11 protein-coding genes and 5 pseudogenes are annotated in these 15056 nt (G+C 60.5%); 4 read left to right on the top strand and 12 right to left on the bottom strand.

Going from position 1 to position 15056, the window contains the following annotated elements:
* Positions 1–20 precede the first annotated feature (20 nt).
* From ACWAT4_RS40240 to ACWAT4_RS40225, 4 genes and pseudogenes are all read left to right on the top strand, one after another.
* A complete protein-coding gene (locus ACWAT4_RS40240) occupies positions 21–3776 on the top strand; it encodes a hydantoinase B/oxoprolinase family protein (RefSeq protein WP_128958244.1) in 3756 nt (1251 codons plus the stop codon).
* A gap of 16 nt (positions 3777–3792) precedes the next feature.
* On the top strand, positions 3793–4494 hold the full coding sequence (locus tag ACWAT4_RS40235) for an RraA family protein (RefSeq protein ID WP_128929700.1): 702 nt from the start codon (positions 3793–3795) through the stop codon (positions 4492–4494).
* 46 nt (positions 4495–4540) lie between these two features.
* A pseudogene (locus tag ACWAT4_RS40230) lies at positions 4541–5742 on the top strand (pyridoxal phosphate-dependent aminotransferase).
* A gap of 236 nt (positions 5743–5978) precedes the next feature.
* Complete coding sequence (locus tag ACWAT4_RS40225; RefSeq protein ID WP_128929701.1) at positions 5979–7325, top strand: IS5 family transposase; 1347 nt, start codon at positions 5979–5981, stop codon at positions 7323–7325.
* A 174-nt stretch (positions 7326–7499) separates the two neighbouring features.
* On the opposite strand, the gene ACWAT4_RS40220 is transcribed toward ACWAT4_RS40225, so the two are convergent.
* The 12 genes and pseudogenes from ACWAT4_RS40220 to ACWAT4_RS40165 form a co-directional block, all read right to left on the bottom strand.
* A complete protein-coding gene (locus tag ACWAT4_RS40220) occupies positions 7500–8909 on the bottom strand; it encodes a DUF2130 domain-containing protein (protein ID WP_128929702.1) in 1410 nt (469 codons plus the stop codon).
* A gap of 107 nt (positions 8910–9016) precedes the next feature.
* Complete coding sequence (locus ACWAT4_RS40215) at positions 9017–9337, bottom strand: hypothetical protein (RefSeq protein ID WP_128929703.1); 321 nt, start codon at positions 9335–9337, stop codon at positions 9017–9019.
* A gap of 167 nt (positions 9338–9504) precedes the next feature.
* Positions 9505–9684, bottom strand: coding sequence for an IS66 family insertion sequence element accessory protein TnpB (gene tnpB / locus ACWAT4_RS40210; RefSeq protein WP_128929704.1), 180 nt, complete (start codon positions 9682–9684; stop codon positions 9505–9507).
* Positions 9662–9850: a hypothetical protein gene (locus ACWAT4_RS40205; RefSeq protein WP_232995589.1), complete on the bottom strand. Its 189-nt coding sequence runs from the start codon at positions 9848–9850 to the stop codon at positions 9662–9664. Before ACWAT4_RS40205 ends, tnpB (ACWAT4_RS40210) begins: the two co-directional genes overlap by 23 nt.
* Positions 9851–9915: 65 nt before the next feature.
* Positions 9916–10014, bottom strand: a pseudogene (locus tag ACWAT4_RS40200) (hypothetical protein); the annotation flags it as partial.
* A pseudogene (locus tag ACWAT4_RS40195) lies at positions 9993–10261 on the bottom strand (IS110 family transposase); the annotation flags it as partial. The pseudogenes ACWAT4_RS40200 and ACWAT4_RS40195, both read right to left, overlap by 22 nt.
* An 873-nt stretch (positions 10262–11134) precedes the next feature.
* The gene (locus ACWAT4_RS40190; protein WP_128929705.1) at positions 11135–11575 is read right to left on the bottom strand and encodes a VirK family protein; all 441 of its coding nucleotides are present in this window, start codon (positions 11573–11575) and stop codon (positions 11135–11137) included.
* A 197-nt stretch (positions 11576–11772) separates the two neighbouring features.
* Positions 11773–12747 (bottom strand): IS4 family transposase, encoded by a 975-nt coding sequence (locus tag ACWAT4_RS40185; RefSeq protein WP_232995590.1) that lies wholly within the window; start codon positions 12745–12747, stop codon positions 11773–11775.
* Positions 12744–13259, bottom strand: a complete 516-nt coding sequence (locus ACWAT4_RS40180; RefSeq protein WP_232995591.1) for an IS4/Tn5 family transposase DNA-binding protein — start codon at positions 13257–13259, stop codon at positions 12744–12746. Before ACWAT4_RS40180 ends, ACWAT4_RS40185 begins: the two co-directional genes overlap by 4 nt.
* A 190-nt stretch (positions 13260–13449) precedes the next feature.
* A pseudogene (locus tag ACWAT4_RS40175) lies at positions 13450–13876 on the bottom strand (IS66 family transposase); the annotation flags it as partial.
* 428 nt (positions 13877–14304) lie between these two features.
* A pseudogene (tnpB, locus tag ACWAT4_RS40170) lies at positions 14305–14469 on the bottom strand (IS66 family insertion sequence element accessory protein TnpB); the annotation flags it as partial.
* A gap of 110 nt (positions 14470–14579) precedes the next feature.
* Positions 14580–14894, bottom strand: a complete 315-nt coding sequence (locus ACWAT4_RS40165) for a transposase (RefSeq protein ID WP_128929707.1) — start codon at positions 14892–14894, stop codon at positions 14580–14582.
* Positions 14895–15056: the final 162 nt, after the last annotated feature.

The raw sequence follows: 15056 nt of genomic DNA, 5'->3' as shown, positions 1-15056 counted from the left end.
GGATCTGTCGGAGACATTCCTTGACCAAGAAGATCGAAACCCGCCTTGCCATTGACATCGGCGGCACGTTCACCGACGTGGTGCTCGATGGCCCCTTCGGCAGGGTCACCCGCAAGGTCCTCACTACGGTTGCGCAGCCCGAGGTCGGGTTGATGAACGGCGCGAAGCAGCTTCTCGCGACGGTCAACCTCGACTTCTCGAAAGTCGACGTCTTCATCCATGGCACGACGCTTGCGACGAACGCGGTGCTCGAACGTAAAGGCGCGAAGACGGCACTAATCGCGACCGCTGGCTTCCGCGACGTGTTGGAAGTCGGCAGTGAGGGGCGTTACGACCAGTACGATCTGCAACTAACCAAGCCTCTGCCGCTGATACCCAGAGAGCGCCGCTACACCGTGGCCGAGCGCATCGACGCAAAGGGCGACGTCAAGCTCGAACTGGATCTCGCGGAGCTCGCCGAAATCGTCAACAAACTCAGGAAAAGCCTTGTCGAGAGCGTGGCGATCGCTTTCCTGCATTCATATGCGAATTCGGAGCATGAACGGAAGGCCGCGCGCTTCCTCGCCGGGCAGATGCCCGACCTGTCGATCACAATGTCGTCCGACGTCTGCCCGGAAATCCGGGAGTACGAACGCACGTCAACAGCGGCCGCCAACGCCTACGTGAAGCCGCTCATCAACGGCTATCTTGAAAGGATGGAGGCGGCGCTCACGGCAGCGGGCTTCACCGGTCGGCTTTTCCTAGTGACGTCCGGAGGCGGTCTGACTTCCATCGAGACCGCCAAACGCTATCCGATCCGGCTGGTCGAGTCCGGCCCCGCGGGCGGAGCGATCTACGCCGCACAGCGCGCCCGCAGGCTTGGGGACAAGCGGGTCGTCTCTTTCGATATGGGCGGTACGACCGCAAAGGTCTGCCTAATTCAGGACGGCGAGCCGGTCACCGCCAACTCGTTCGAGGTCGACCGGACGCACCGCTTTATGAAGGGCAGCGGGCTGCCGCTGCGGATCCCAGCCGTCGAGCTCGTCGAGATCGGAGCGGGCGGCGGATCCATCGCAGGCGTCGACCGGCTCCGCAGGGTCACCGTCGGTCCGCAGAGCGCGGGCTCGCAGCCGGGGCCGGCCTGTTACCCGGGTGGTGGGTCCGGGGCGACAGTGACCGACGCCGACCTCGCGCTAGGGCTCTTGGATCCCGGCGCGTTCGCGGGCGGACGAGTTCAACTCGATCCGCAGGCAGCCTCCCGTGCGCTCGACGCCGCCGTTGGCAAGAAGCTCGGCCTTTCGAGCAAAACGGCGGCCTTCGCCATCACCGAGACCGTGTGCGAAAGCATGGCGAGCGCGGTCCGCGTGCACGCAGCCGAACGCGGCGAGCCCATCGCCGACTATACGATGATCGCATTCGGCGGTGCGGCCCCACTGCACGCCGCTTGGGTTGCCGAGAAGGTCGGCATCCGCAAGGTGGTCGTGCCGCGCAACGCGGGCGTCGGCTCGGCGGTCGGATTCCTAGAGGCGCCGATCTCCTTTGAACTGATCCGGAGCAAGCACGTCAATCTCGCTTCCGTCGATCCAGCCGAGATCGGCGCTTTTCTCGACGCCTTGGCGGCCGACACCATCGCCCTGGTGAAGACCGAGGGCGCAGAGCTCGTCGAGCGTTGCGTGGCGCACATGCGCTACGTGGGCCAGGGTCATGAAATCTCGGTTGTCCTGCCGGACCGGTCCAAGCCTCTGACGGGCACCGTGCTGCGCGAATGGTTTGAGGATCTCTACGGACGCCTCTTCACCCGGTTCATTCCGGGCGCTGCCATCGAGGTCCTGAGCTGGTCGGTGACTGTCTCGACGACGCGCAAATCCGTCGAACCGACAGCTCTCATTTGGAACATCGGCGAGCCATCGGATGCAGGCGTGCGCGAGGTCTTTGATGGCACGGCCTCGAAGTCCATCGTTGTCCCCGCCTACAATCGTTCGCAGATGGCAAATGGATTGACCATCCGCGGCCCGGCACTCATCGTGGAGGACGAGACCACGACCTTCATCACATCACGCTTCTCCGCCTCCATCGACGGGGACGGCAGCATCGTCATGCAGCGGATCGCCGCCTCGGAACAGGCGGTCGAAACCCGAAATCTAAATTCCGCGATCCACCATCAAGTCCTCTGGAATCGTCTGCTGGCCCTCGTTGAGGAGCAGGCGCAGATTCTGATCCGCACCGCCTTCAGTCCACTAGTCCGCGCCTGCGGCGACGTCTCGGTCGGCGTATTCGACCTTTACGGCCGGATGTTGGCGCAGGCCGTGACCGGCACGCCGGGCCACGTGAACACGATGGCAGAGTCCGTGAAACACTTTCTGGGTCGCTTTCCGACCACAACGATGAAGCCGGGCGACGCCTATATCACCAACGACCCGTGGCTCGGAACCGGCCACCTCAACGACTTCGTCGTTGTCACGCCTTGCTTCCACAAAGACAAGTGTGTCGCTCTGTTCGCCTGCACCAGCCATCTCATGGACATTGGCGGGCTGGGCGCGGGGACTGAAGCTCCGGACGTATTTGCGGAAGGTCTCTACATTCCGTTGATCAAGCTAATCGACGCCGGCACGGTCAACGAGACGCTCATGGCGGTGATCGAAGCTAACACGCGGCTTCCGGTCGACACCATCGGGGATACCTACTCGCTCGCGGCGTGCAACGATGTCGGCGTCAGGCGGCTTCAAGAGACAATGACAGAGTTTCGCCTCGATGATCTTTCGGAGCTCGCCGACTTCATTCTCGAGCGCTCCCGCCAAGCGGTGCTTAAGGAGATCGTGTCGCTTCCGAAGGGAACTTGGAGAAACGAGATGATCGTCGACGGCTACAACGAGCCGCTGACGCTCCGGGCCGCACTGACGATTAACGAGGACGGCATCGTTGTCGACTTTGCCGGCAGCGCCCCCGCGGTGATTAAGGGCATCAACGTTCCCTTGACTTACGCGACCGCCTACACGTCCTTCGCCATCAGTTGCGCCATCGCTGACGACATTCCCAACAATGCCGGATCTCTGTCCCTGTTGAAGGTCCTCGCGCCGGAGGGTTGCATCGTCAACGCCAGGAAGCCCTCGCCCGTCGGAGCGCGGCACGTGATCGGCCAGATGCTGCCGGATCTGGTGTTTGGCTGCCTCTTGCAAATCCTGCCGGAGCGCATCCCCGCCGAGGGCAGTTCGTGCATGTGGAATATCGCACTGCGCGGGACCTTCACAGTCGGAGAGCGCAAGGGGCGCAACTACTCGTTGACGGTTACCACCAGCGGCGGTATGGGAGCCCGCTTCACAAAGGACGGCTTGTCGGCGACAGCGTTCCCAACGGGCATCCAGTGCATGCCAATCGAGATCGCGGAAACGCAGATCCCCTTCGTGTTCTGGCGCAAGGAGCTCCGCATAGACAGCGGCGGTCCGGGGCGCACGCGCGGTGGTCTCGGCCAAATCATCGAGGTCGAGAACGCCGACGGCACCGCGTTCCGGCTCAGCGCCGCCTTCGAGCGCGTCAAGAATCCGGCGCGAGGACGCCTGGGCGGCGAGAACGGCGGGGCGGGCTATGTCGGCCTCGCGTCCGGACGGCCGATCGCCGGCAAGGGGCTTCAGACGATCGAGGCGGGCGACCGGCTGGTGATCCATACGCCCGGCGGTGGTGGTCTCGGCAACCCGAAGGAACGACCGGCGGCGTTGATCGAGAGGGACGTCTTCGAAGGACGTCTGTCGCAGGAAGCGGCCGCTCGTCTTTACGGCCACCGCGACCGCGAAGCTTCATGATCGAAAGAGAGCGGCGATGACGAATATTTCGACTGAGGCCCTGCTAACCCTCGAAAAGACGGCCGTCGCGACCGTCTCGACTGTCCTTCGGCAGAAGGGCTTCGCCCGTGTCTCGCTGCGCGGACCGCGGGCGCTGGTGGAAGGGCAGAAGCGCATCGCGGGGCCGGCCTACACGATGCGTTTTGTGCCGGCGCGCGAAGATATCACGACGACCATGGCCGTAGCCGGCCCCACGTCGCCGCGCACGGTCATGGAGAAGATTCCCGCCGGCGCCGTGGTGGTCGTGGATGCGATGGGGCTGCGGTCGGCCGGCGTGTTCGGCGACATCATCTGCGCTCGGATGCAGACGCGAGGCATCGCAGGTCTTGTCACCGACGGAGCGATACGCGACCTCGTCGGCATGAAGAAACTCAATTGGCCGATCTGGGCGGACGGCACCACCGCGCCGCCCTCGCCGTCCGAGTTCTTCTGTGCCGACACGCAGGTCGCGGTGGCGTGCGGCGGCGTTACGATATTTCCCGGCGACATCGTGGTTGCGGACGACGACGGTGCCGTCGTCGTGCCGGCCGCGATCGCAGAAGCCGTTGCGGTCGAAGCCTTCGAGAAAGATCGCTTCGAGGAGTGGGTCTACGATCAGGTGAAGGCGGGAGCATTGCTCGACGGTCTATATCCACCGAACGATGCGACCAAGGAACGCTACGCGAAAGAGAGGCGCTGATTCTATCGTCAGCGCCCTAATCAAAGGATTTTTCCAGGAAAGCAAGATGTCATTCGTGTCCGACGCGCTCGAGCGCATTCAACCCTCCGCCACTATCTTCGTCACGCGCAAGGCGCGCGAACTGAAGAAATCCGGCTGTGATGTCGTCTTCCTCTCCGTCGGGGAGCCCGACTTCGATACGCCGGACAACATCAAGGAGGCCGCCAAGGCGGCGATCGATAGGGGCGAGACCAAGTACCCAGGTACGCCCGGCGTGCCGGCGCTGCGGGAGGCAGTTGCCGCGAAGTTCAAACGGGAGAACGGGATCGACTACAAGCCGAGCGAAACCATCGTCGGGACGGGTGGCAAAAACGTGATCTTCAACGCGCTCCTTGCGACGCTCAACAAGGGCGACGAGGTCATCATTCCCGCGCCGTATTGGGTCAGCTATCCGGATCTCGTCCTGTTTGCTGGCGGCAGGCCAGTTTTGTGCCAACTTGTCTGTCTGACGGTTTCAAGGTGACCGCGGCGGCGCTCGAGGCGGCCATTACACCGCGCACGAAATGGCTGATTCTGAACTCGCCGTCGAACCCGACCGGTGCCGCCTACAGCGGCGATGAATTGAAGGCTCTTTCCGAGGTGCTGGTCCGGCATCCGCACGTATGGACGCTGTCGGACGACATCTATGAACATCTCACCTACGGCAATTTTGTCTTTACCACCATGGCGCAGGTCGAGCCGGCTCTCCGCGACCGAGTCCTCACGGTCAATGGCGTCTCGAAATCCTACGCGATGACCGGTTGGCGCATCGGTTACGCGGGTGGGCCCGAGAGGCTGATCAAGGAGCTCGAAAAGCTGCAGAGCCAGCAGACGTCGGGTGCCTGCTCGATCGCGCAATGGGCGGCTGTCGAAGCGCTAAACGGCCCGCAGGATTACATTGCCAAGAGTCGTTCTGTCTTCAAGGAGAGGCGCGATCTCGTCGTGTCGTTGTTGAACGAGGCGGATCATCTCAAATGCCCGGTTCCCGACGGGGCCTTCTACGTCTACCCGTCCTGTGCAGACGCGATCGGAAGGAGCACCCGCTCCGGTAAGTTCCTCCGGAACGACGAGGATTTTGCCGCGGCACTCCTCGAGGAGGAAGGCGCCGCGGTCGTGCATGGCGCCGCGTTCGGCCAGGGGCCGAATTTCCGATTGTCTTATGCGACCTCGACCGAGGTTCTCCTTGATGCCTGTGCACGCATTCAGCGGTTCTGCTCAGGGCTCAAGTAGGTCGGTTGTTGCGGGCGCCCAGGGTACGCACCTCAAGCCGCTACTCGCGCAGTTCGTCGCAAAAGTTAGTCGTCCGTGAAGAGCGGCTAAACGACTGAGCTGGGATCGCATTATTCGTTGTTGCCTGTTTTGGGATTGCAGGGTTTTGATGCTTCGGGCATCGGAACCCTGCAATTTCGTTTTGAGGATTCCATCGAATCGCCAGTCATGATTCCGTCCTCGCATCGGAGGTGGCGATGCGACCGAAGAAGCCCAAAGCGACGGGATCGGGCGATCTGTTCCGGGCCAGGCTGGACCAGATCATCAACATGAAGCACGAGCTGGTTCAGCTCGCCGGCAAGGTCGACTGGGACTGGATCGACGGCGAGATCGCGCCGCTCTACAGCGAGAACGGTCGGCCGGGCATCGCGACCCGCTTCATGATCGGGCTCTTGCTGCTCAAGCACATTTACGGCCTGTCCGATGAGGGGGTGTGCGAGCGCTGGGTCCACGACCCGTATTTCCAGTACTTCACCGGCGAAGAGTTCTTCCAGCACGCCTTCCCGCACGAGCGCTCGGACCTGAGCCACTGGCGCAAGCGGCTCGGCGACAAGCTGGAGCTGCTGTTGGCCGAGAGCCTGCGGGTGGCGCACGAGGCCGGCGCGTTACGCAGCCAGGACCTCAAGCGGGTCACAGTCGACACCACGGTGCAGCCAAAGGCCATCACCTTCCCGACCGATGCCAAGCTGCTGCACGCGGCAATCAAGGGGCTCAACCGCCTGGCGAGGAAGCACGGGGTCAAGCTGCGGCAGTCCTATCTTCGCATTGCCAAGACCGCGGCGATGATGGCGGGACGCTACGCCCACGCCAAGCAATTCAAGCGGCATCAGCGGCAGTTGCGCATCCTGCGCAGCCGGTTGGGCCGGATCATCCGCGATATCCGCCGCAAGATCGAAGGTCAGGCCGTGCTCGAGAACGCCTTCGCCCTGCCGCTCGGCAGGGCCTCGCAGATCCGCTCGCAGCAGCAGCGCCAGCGCGGCTGGAAGCTGTATTCCTTCCATGCTCCAGAGGTCGAGTGCATCGGCAAGGGCAAGGCCGCCGCACCCTACGAGTTCGGTGTCAAAGCCTCCATCGTCACCAACAACCGCCGTGCTCCAGGCGGCCTGTTCGTGCTGCACGCCAGGGCGCTACCCGATAACCCGTACGACGGTCACACCTTGCGGGACGTCATCGACCGCACCGAGACACTCACCGGCTGTGCGATCGAGCGGGCCTATGTCGACAAGGGATACCGCGGCCATGACGCGCAAAATCCTCGTCGCGTCTTCATTTCCGGCCAGAAGCGCGGCGTCTTCGGTGTCATCAAGCGCGAGTTGCGCCGCCGCTCCGCCATCGAGCCCATCATCGGACACCTGAAGACCGATGGTCACCTCGGCCGATGCTACCTCAAAGGCCGCCCCGGCGATGCGGCTAACGTCATCCTCTCCGCCGTCGGTCACAACTTCCGCCGGGTCCTCGCCTGGCTGAGGGCTCTTTGGTGCCTGATCCTGACCACCTTCATCGCGGCCGCCAGCGACCGCTCATCGCTACAATCGGCTTCTTAACGGACGACAAGTTAAGGACAATGTGATTGCGACCGCGCCGCCGGCCGCCATTGCGGCAATCGTCGCCTTGTTTTTGGTCATATCTTCGGCTAACGGCCCGCCTTCTTCAGTCAGGCCGTGACATCGTGAATTCGAAAACACGATTTTACGCGCAGACTCAATACTTCGACCGCCTCACTCCGCGGCTTCGGCAGGCGCGCTCTTAAGCTCCGCAAATTTCGCAGCCATTGTCGGATTGCCCCGAGTTAGCTTCTTAATCGTCACGTCCTGTGCCTTGTCATTGGCAAGACGCAGGTTGCGATCCGCACCGATCAAGGCATCCTTCGTCTTCTGCAGATGATCGATCGACTTGTCGATCTCCGTAAGAGCCGTCTGAAAGTGCCGGGAAGCAAGATCATAGTTCTTTGAGAATGCGGTTTTGAACGATTCGAGCTGGTTCTCAAACTGGGTTATATCGACATTCTGCGCTTTCACGAGCGCAAGCTCGGTTTTGTACTTCAGCGAATTGACTGCCGCGTTCCTTAGGAGCGTAATCATAGGCAGGAAGAACTGCGGCCGGATGACATACATTTTTGGGTAGCGGTGGAAGACGTCGACGATGCCGGCATTGTAAAGCTCGTTGTCCGGTTCAAGCAATGAGACCAAGATAGCGTACTCGCAGCCCTTCTCGATGCGATCCCGGTCAAGTTCTTTGAGAAAGTCTTCGTTTTTGCTTTTCGTCGCGGTCTTATCGCTCTCGTTCTTCATCTCGAACATGATCGAAATGATTTCAGTGCCTGCCTCGTCCGAGTCGCGGAAAATGTAATCGCCCTTGCTGCCGGTCCGCGCGTCGTTGTCCTTCTCGAAATAAGCGCGCGGAAAAGCCATCGACCGGACCCGGTTAAACTCAGTCTCGCAGTGTTGCTCGAGGGTCTCGCCCACCATCTTGGTCGAGAGGCGGGCCTTCATATCCTTGAGACGCTCGATGGCGTCGTCGCGATCTTTGATCTGGGTTTCGTACTTATCCTTCAACGATTGCTCGGAGAGCTGCTTTTCGAGCTGTACTCGACTGATGCCGCTTTTCAGCTCATCACGCTCTTTTTCGAGGGCACCTACCGCTTCAGTCACGGCGAGCTTCTTCTCAAGCTCAACTGCCTGAACCTTCGCCTTCAGATCCTGGATCTCCCTTTCCTTGGCAGTAGCAATCTTGTGCTGCTCGCTCGCCAGGAGCGCGTCAGCAAGCTCCGAGGCCGCCTTCTTTTCGCGCTCGGACTCAGCTAGCGCGTTCGCGAGTCTATCCCGCTCCTTTTCGACGGCGCTGAGCGCTTCAGCAACCGCGAGCTTCTGGGCAACGCCGCTCCCCTCAAGCTTGGACTTTAATTCCTGGATTTCAGCGTCCTTAGCAGCCGTGGTCTTCTGCAGATCGCTGCTTACCTGGGCCTTGGCCAATTCAACGGCGCTCTGCTTGTCACGCTCGGCCAGCTCCAACCGTTCGTGGAGCTGCTGAGCGAAATCCGCGTCACGGACTTGCTTCAGGATGTCCGCGTAACCGGCTTCATCAACCTTGAAGGCCTTGTCACAGTGGGGACAGATGATCTCGTGCATGGTTCCTGGCCGGATCGTGGCGCTGCTGTTGTCATTGAAAAGGGACGGACCGGCAGAATCGGACCCCAGGAGAACAAAATTAGAACGAGCGAACTTGGAACGTCAAGTCAAGCCCAGCAAGTTCTGGGCGCTTTGCTTGGACTATCCCCCGCTTTCATGAACGCCATAGGTCGGCCCAGATCACGACATTCGCTTTGATGACCACCAGTGCTCATGTCAATCAGAGTGTCCATTCCGAATCGTCCTTGCGGCAGGGCGGTATTGATCCCGACTGTGTTCGCGTCGCTGCTTTGCGCCGCGCTAAAACACGACACGGCCACGCTCCCCTCCGGCCAGCGCATCCAGATCGACCTTCGCCTGGCGGCACGAGCATCGACAATAAGTACGCCTCGATCGCGCGGATCGTCGCGCAGCGCCGCGATGCTCATGCGCTATTTCGAGCATATCGCGGCCGCGCCTGCTACGTTCAAAGTAGCTTTCGAGTCATTCTGCCGCAGTTGTCCCGCCGCCTGCGGGCGCCGTGCTTCTTCCGGACGGACTAACCTCCAATCCAGCCCCTCGAAAAAGGCCGCGAACATCGCCCGCGACATCCGCATCACGCCGTCCGCAATCGTTGGCCTCGGTTCGATCGGAACACGAAGGCCGCGCCGAGGAACGGGTCGAGACGAAGCATCTCCTGCACCTCCGTCGCAAGCCCATCATGGCCGCCGCGGAAGTCGATCGGCCGCGTTGCAAATCCGCACCAGCCGCGATCATCGTGACGCTCGCACCGCACGGATTACCCGGGACAGCTGCTCGGCATCAATGGCCATATCCGTCCGCAGCACGACATCGCCGATCGCGATCTCAAGCTTGATCGCCGGAACCTGACGCTCCTCCAACGCACCTTCCACGACCAGCGGCGCGAATGTCGGCTGCGACGCTTCGCACGGCGGCAACATGTCTCGCTGTCGCAACCCCCTCGCCAATCGTAGATCTGCCAGCGCGTCGCTCCGTGCTTGCGCGCCACCTCGGACACCTGAGCACCGGGCAACAGACTCTCGGCGACGATCCGAGCTCTCTCTGTCGCGCGGCGATCAGGGTGGATGGCGCCACCACCGTGCATTCGTGGCCGAGCGATTGGATCAGACGATAAAGGCCATGGCCCGTCGGGCCGGCCTCGTAACAGAAGTGGATGCGATTAAACCGGCTGGCGAATCCACACTATAATACAATACGGCGCACGTTAACGTCCGAAGCATCGACTTCACCGAAGAAGCGAACCCCTCCCTCCCAGCCTGCCTCCGCAATCGCGACGGCATTTCTCAGTTTGGCGACACGATTCCAACAAATGCTTCCCTATAATCCGCCACGGCGCCTCGGCTCGGACCTAAGCAACCTCGGACACGCAGTGTAGGGCGAACGACCCCACCGGCAGAGACGGACATGCGGTCTTACAATCAATTCCTGCCATGACGATGAGATCAATCTATTCCTTTACCGCTTGGAGCGATGAGGCCGGCTTCGACCAGCAGTTTTCCCCGAGAGAGTTCCATCACCCATGTCGTGAGCCTGACTACCATCTCGGGATATATACTCCTGCGAACGTTTAGCATGGCGCCTTGCGCCGCCTAGTGCAAGGCGCACTGGCCCGGCACTCGCGACGTTCTGACCACAACGTTCTGCGTAAGCGGCCCCCCTAGTGTCGGCACGCCCCCGGGTAACTGTTGCAAACATACTGGCCAAATGGATATGGAGCAAGATCTTCACATCCATTAGGGTCGCCGACGCAAGGACTTGATGGTCCGGCTCCGAGTGCATCGGCGTTGAGATGCTGTCTTGCGACGTAGACGAAAGACGTCGCCGCCAGCGCGAGGGCGAGGACGATCGCCGATATAATCCAAACGTTCTTCATTCCAGCCGTAACTTCCTTAGGTTGACTCGGTGACGCTTAGCCAAATGGTAACAACGCGGAGCTCAACTCGAGCGCAATTGAGCTTTCATTTCTTGGCTGCTCCACACCTCGGCCTTTGTGATGGCGAGGCTCTTCGCGTCTCCGGCTTGCGACCAGTCAGCGGCAGTCGACTCCGAACGGGTAAGTCGAGCTGCAAACCACGTTCTCATCTGCTCCGGTCAGCAAATCTCTTGAGATCGCGCCGATCACGATCTCTGTTGCGCTTCTTTGCTGACGCCCCGGGTGGCCGATGCCGAACGGCAGCTCGGCCCCTCGACGGCGGCTATTGCCCTTACCAAAGGAACTTCGCGCCGTCTGGCAGCTCGCAGACAAATTCACCCTGGATCACGGCTTCGGCCGCGCCAGCAACCAACTTTGAGGCCTTTACCTTGAGCTTGCCTTCGCGGTTAAGGCTGTGGCGGATGTATTCGGTAACAGGGTGTCCTGAGTCGTCCAAGGTTTGATGCACATTGGCGAAGCTGATTCCGTTCTGCGCGCTAACCCTGAAGGCGCTGATAATCAGACCACCTTGCATGGCTGGTCCGGGCTGACCGCCATCAACGGTTGTGCAACGATCGAGATCTAGTATTAGCGTTACTACCTTGCCGGCCCGCAGGGCACTTAGCACGTCTACATATTTTGCAGAAGGCTCGCCGGCCTTCGCTGTCGTGCTTACGCTTGCCACTAAAAGCAAGGAAGACAGTCTCGTTAGACATGTGATATTGAGCCGCATATGCTCTTCTCCAATACAAGACTCACATACGTAGCAGTACCCGTCTCGTCTCGTGCTCGGAGACTTTGGCGGGCACCGAACGTCAGGCGAACGTCGCCGTTGCGATAAACAGCATGCGCTACTACCGTACGCAAGTGGTTGCGAACGCAAACCTAACGTCACAATCTCGTATGTAAGGTACGCATACGACGAAGCTTTCAATTACCCACATTTCCAGCCGCTGCAATTTCGGCACCGAGTTTGATATCTGTGAGTCTCGAGAGACAGCGCCAGATGACAACATTTCCCGGTGGCGGATCGGCTGCCCGGGCCAAGTAGCCCCCTAATCGTGCAAGTTTGGTAAGATAAAATGCAAGGGTTCCAGGCCGACATCGTCGATGGCTGGCGCCGCTGATGAGTTGATCGAGCAATGCGATCTCGGTGTCTGTCAGTGCGAGCTTCGGTGACGCGTTTGGGGCGAGGCGATTGAGCATGGTGAGCCAGAGGACGCGCCAGCTGAGAATGCAGAAGACTGCCATTAGATTGGCAAGTCGCTCCGCGGTCCGGAGTTTTGAGTCTTCCGCCTTACAACCCGATTTCAGGATCTTGTGGAACGCCTCGATTTTCCACCGCATGGCGTACCAGTTGATCTTCTCGATTGCCTCCGAGCGCCTGCGGACGGCTAGGTCCGTGATGAGCTTCCACTCAATCGGTTTACGGCCCTTTGGCGTACCGCGCTCAGTGGCATGGATTATAGTAAGGTCGAGGGCTGGATAATGTTTCTGCTTCCCGATGGGAGGCAAGACCGCGATCCGCTTGAACTTGATTTCCAGCGCGGCCTTCGTCGTCTCGCCCTTGTCGTTGCGCACGTCGATGTAATGCAAGCCTTTGACGCTGGTCTCTTCCATCTCGGTTGCAATCGTATGACCGCCATCGCCTGCCAGCCGATCGACGCAGGCGCGGACAAGGAAGTGAGCGCCAAGCTCTTGCGTCAGGCAATACAATTCGTCGATGTCGCTTTCACGGTCACCGATATGAATGCAACGCTCCGGCTGTCGGAGCCGCTCGATCGATTGCCTGAGATTGTCGAGCCAGCGAACGCTCTCCTTCTTCTCGATCGGAACGCGGGTCGGGTTGATCTTCTTCTTGAGCTGCGCCCTGCCTTTGAACTTTTTTCGTGTCCAGAACTTCACCGCCGCCAATCCCAGCGGCAAGCCTCGACAGTCACAGCGAGACTGGAATGCATCAGCATTCCGCAGACCGTGTGATGGCGCCAACGACCGTCCTTGTTCCGACCGCTGTTGACGCTCTTGGTTAGGCCAATGGCGCTCGTGTTCGCGCGTTGATAGGAGAATTCCGTCGTGTCCTGAATGAGGAGAATTGGGCCTGTACAATCATCGTAACGTGCGCGTGTGGCGGCGAAGTGGCCGCTGAGGATGTCGGCTTCCTCCACGCGCTCGTTGGCGAAGAAGCGGTAGGCCGCCTTCGTGTTCGCCCAGTCCTGACGCGCGAACGGTATGCTCCCGCCCATACCGTCACCAATTTGCTTCAACAGCTCGCCAAATCGTTGACCAAGACGAGCATCCTTGAAAGCTGTCTTGTCGATCTCGCGCTCCGTCCAGTGTTCGACGGCGCTTTCATCACCATCATCCTGGCGACCATCCGGGCCGGCCGACCAACGAGATGTCGTTCCACTTGAACACATCAAGGCACCTCGCCGTCGCGATTCAGGTGCTCGACAATGAATCACAAGCGATTCATCCGATTCAAGATTTTTCGATCAGGGCTACCGCAATCGAATAAAGCATTCGTGGGTAATTGAAAGACGACGAAGGTCGCCTGATTGACGCATGCGCGCGGGGGCCGGGTAGCGCTATGATAGCGCTGCGTGAAGGTTAGGCAGCTTGCTGATCGGTAGGTTCGTCGGCTTGGCGCGGGAGCTTCCATTCCCAGGGCAGCAGTTCGTGCAGACGCGAAGCGGGAAGATCGACGATCCGGGCGAGGACGTCGGCAAGCCCGGCTTTGGGATCGACATCGTTAAGACGACAGGTAGTGATCATCGTCAGCATGATGGCGGCGCGTTCGGCGCCGCGCAGGCTGCCGGCGAAGGTTCAATTGCGCCTTCCCAAGGCGATGCCGCAGCGCTCTTTCGGCGGCATTGTTGCTGAGGCAGATCCTGCCATCGTCGAGGAAGCGCGCAAAGTCGGCCCAGCGCCTGAGCATGTAATTCATAGGCTTCAGGACCTCGGAAGAGCGCGAGAGGGTTTCTCGCTCGCGCAGCAGCCAGGCGTGCATGTCGTCGAGCAGCAGCTTGCTTCGCGGTGTGCGCCGCTTGAACTTCTCCCTTGGCATCACAACGACTGGTTCCTGCAGTTCTCTACAAGAGCCTGTATCCAGATCGCGTCCCCTAAACGCCGGTCGCCATCCGCGCAGTAATCCAGGCGTCTCACGGATTGATCTCAGGGATGGCACGCGCCCCTGATTTTGGCGACGCCTTAGTAATTTTCGACGCGTCATCGGAAGATTTGCTTTCGCTCGCCTTCTGGATACGTACCTGCCCCGTAAACCCGGGACTTTTGCAACACTTGCTGATGACCGCGCCTTTTAAACGAAGCCACAGTGTCGTGGTTTTGCACCTGCGCCTGGAACACCGATGCAGGAGGGCCGTCCTCCATCTCTCATAAAGCTGTACGCATCAAATTCGGATATTCACCTCCTTCATGCTCTGCAGCACACCGTGCCAGATCACCTTTCACAAGATCGCTTCGGCGACCACGGAAGACGAACAGGTGACCGCTGAGCGGGTCCTTGCGCAGCACCTCCTGCACTTGGCGCGCCAAGGACGGAAAGCCTCGGCGCATATCCGTGTGGCCGGTCGCCAGCCACACTCGCGCACCCGCCGGAACCGGAATCATCGGCGCACCAAAGCATCGAGAACACGACGCAGCGCGTCTCCATCACCATCCCTGGAATGCGCACTCCATCAACCTCGCCATCGATCCGGATGCGGGGTCCGGTACCAAGATCAATCTCGATGATGCCTTGGCTCTTCCGTCGACGCCCCGATGTCGTCGCCAAAGGGGCTTCGGCAACCTCCCGCGGCGGCACAGACGGCCGACTCTCGACCGGCACGAACGGCCGCTATACTCGCTTCACCGTGCTTACAAAGCTCTTTGCGCCACCGGAACAGCTGGCTCACATGAAGGCCGGCCGTGCGAGCCACCTCGGAAACATTGGCTCCGGGCTCGAGCGATGCTGCAACTAGCCGTTCCTTCTCATCCCGCGACCACCGGCGCCGCCGCTCGACCGATGTGATCACCTCCGCCCTCGAAATCGTCATAGCGCTTCTCCTAGGATTACCCCTAGGACCTGCAGCGTTCGCCTCCGTCAAACAAGGCGGCCCTCAACGGAGGAATACTATGTAAGTGTTACGAGCGGCACACACTTTGCAATATCGTTCGGCACTATCAATCCGGCGAAAGGCGAAGGGCAGCACGCGCAC

The sequence above is a fragment of the Bradyrhizobium sp. T-1 genome (assembly GCF_053592855.1).
Note: the sequence above shows the minus strand (reverse complement) of the source record. Positions and strands in the feature narration are given on the sequence as shown.

Excerpts from the sequence above, each read along its gene's own strand:
- ACWAT4_RS40225 (WP_128929701.1), top strand. The coding sequence starts at position 5,979 with ATGCGACCGAAGAAGCCCAAAGCGACGGGATCGGGCGATCTGTTCCGG.
- ACWAT4_RS40215 (WP_128929703.1), bottom strand. The coding sequence starts at position 9,337 with ATGAGCATCGCGGCGCTGCGCGACGATCCGCGCGATCGAGGCGTACTT.
- ACWAT4_RS40180 (WP_232995591.1), bottom strand. The coding sequence starts at position 13,259 with ATGTGTTCAAGTGGAACGACATCTCGTTGGTCGGCCGGCCCGGATGGT.
- ACWAT4_RS40165 (WP_128929707.1), bottom strand. The coding sequence starts at position 14,894 with ATGACGATTTCGAGGGCGGAGGTGATCACATCGGTCGAGCGGCGGCGC.
- ACWAT4_RS40235 (WP_128929700.1), top strand. The coding sequence starts at position 3,793 with ATGACGAATATTTCGACTGAGGCCCTGCTAACCCTCGAAAAGACGGCC.
- ACWAT4_RS40220 (WP_128929702.1), bottom strand. The coding sequence starts at position 8,909 with ATGCACGAGATCATCTGTCCCCACTGTGACAAGGCCTTCAAGGTTGAT.
- ACWAT4_RS40190 (WP_128929705.1), bottom strand. The coding sequence starts at position 11,575 with ATGCGGCTCAATATCACATGTCTAACGAGACTGTCTTCCTTGCTTTTA.
- ACWAT4_RS40205 (WP_232995589.1), bottom strand. The coding sequence starts at position 9,850 with ATGTTGCCGCCGTGCGAAGCGTCGCAGCCGACATTCGCGCCGCTGGTC.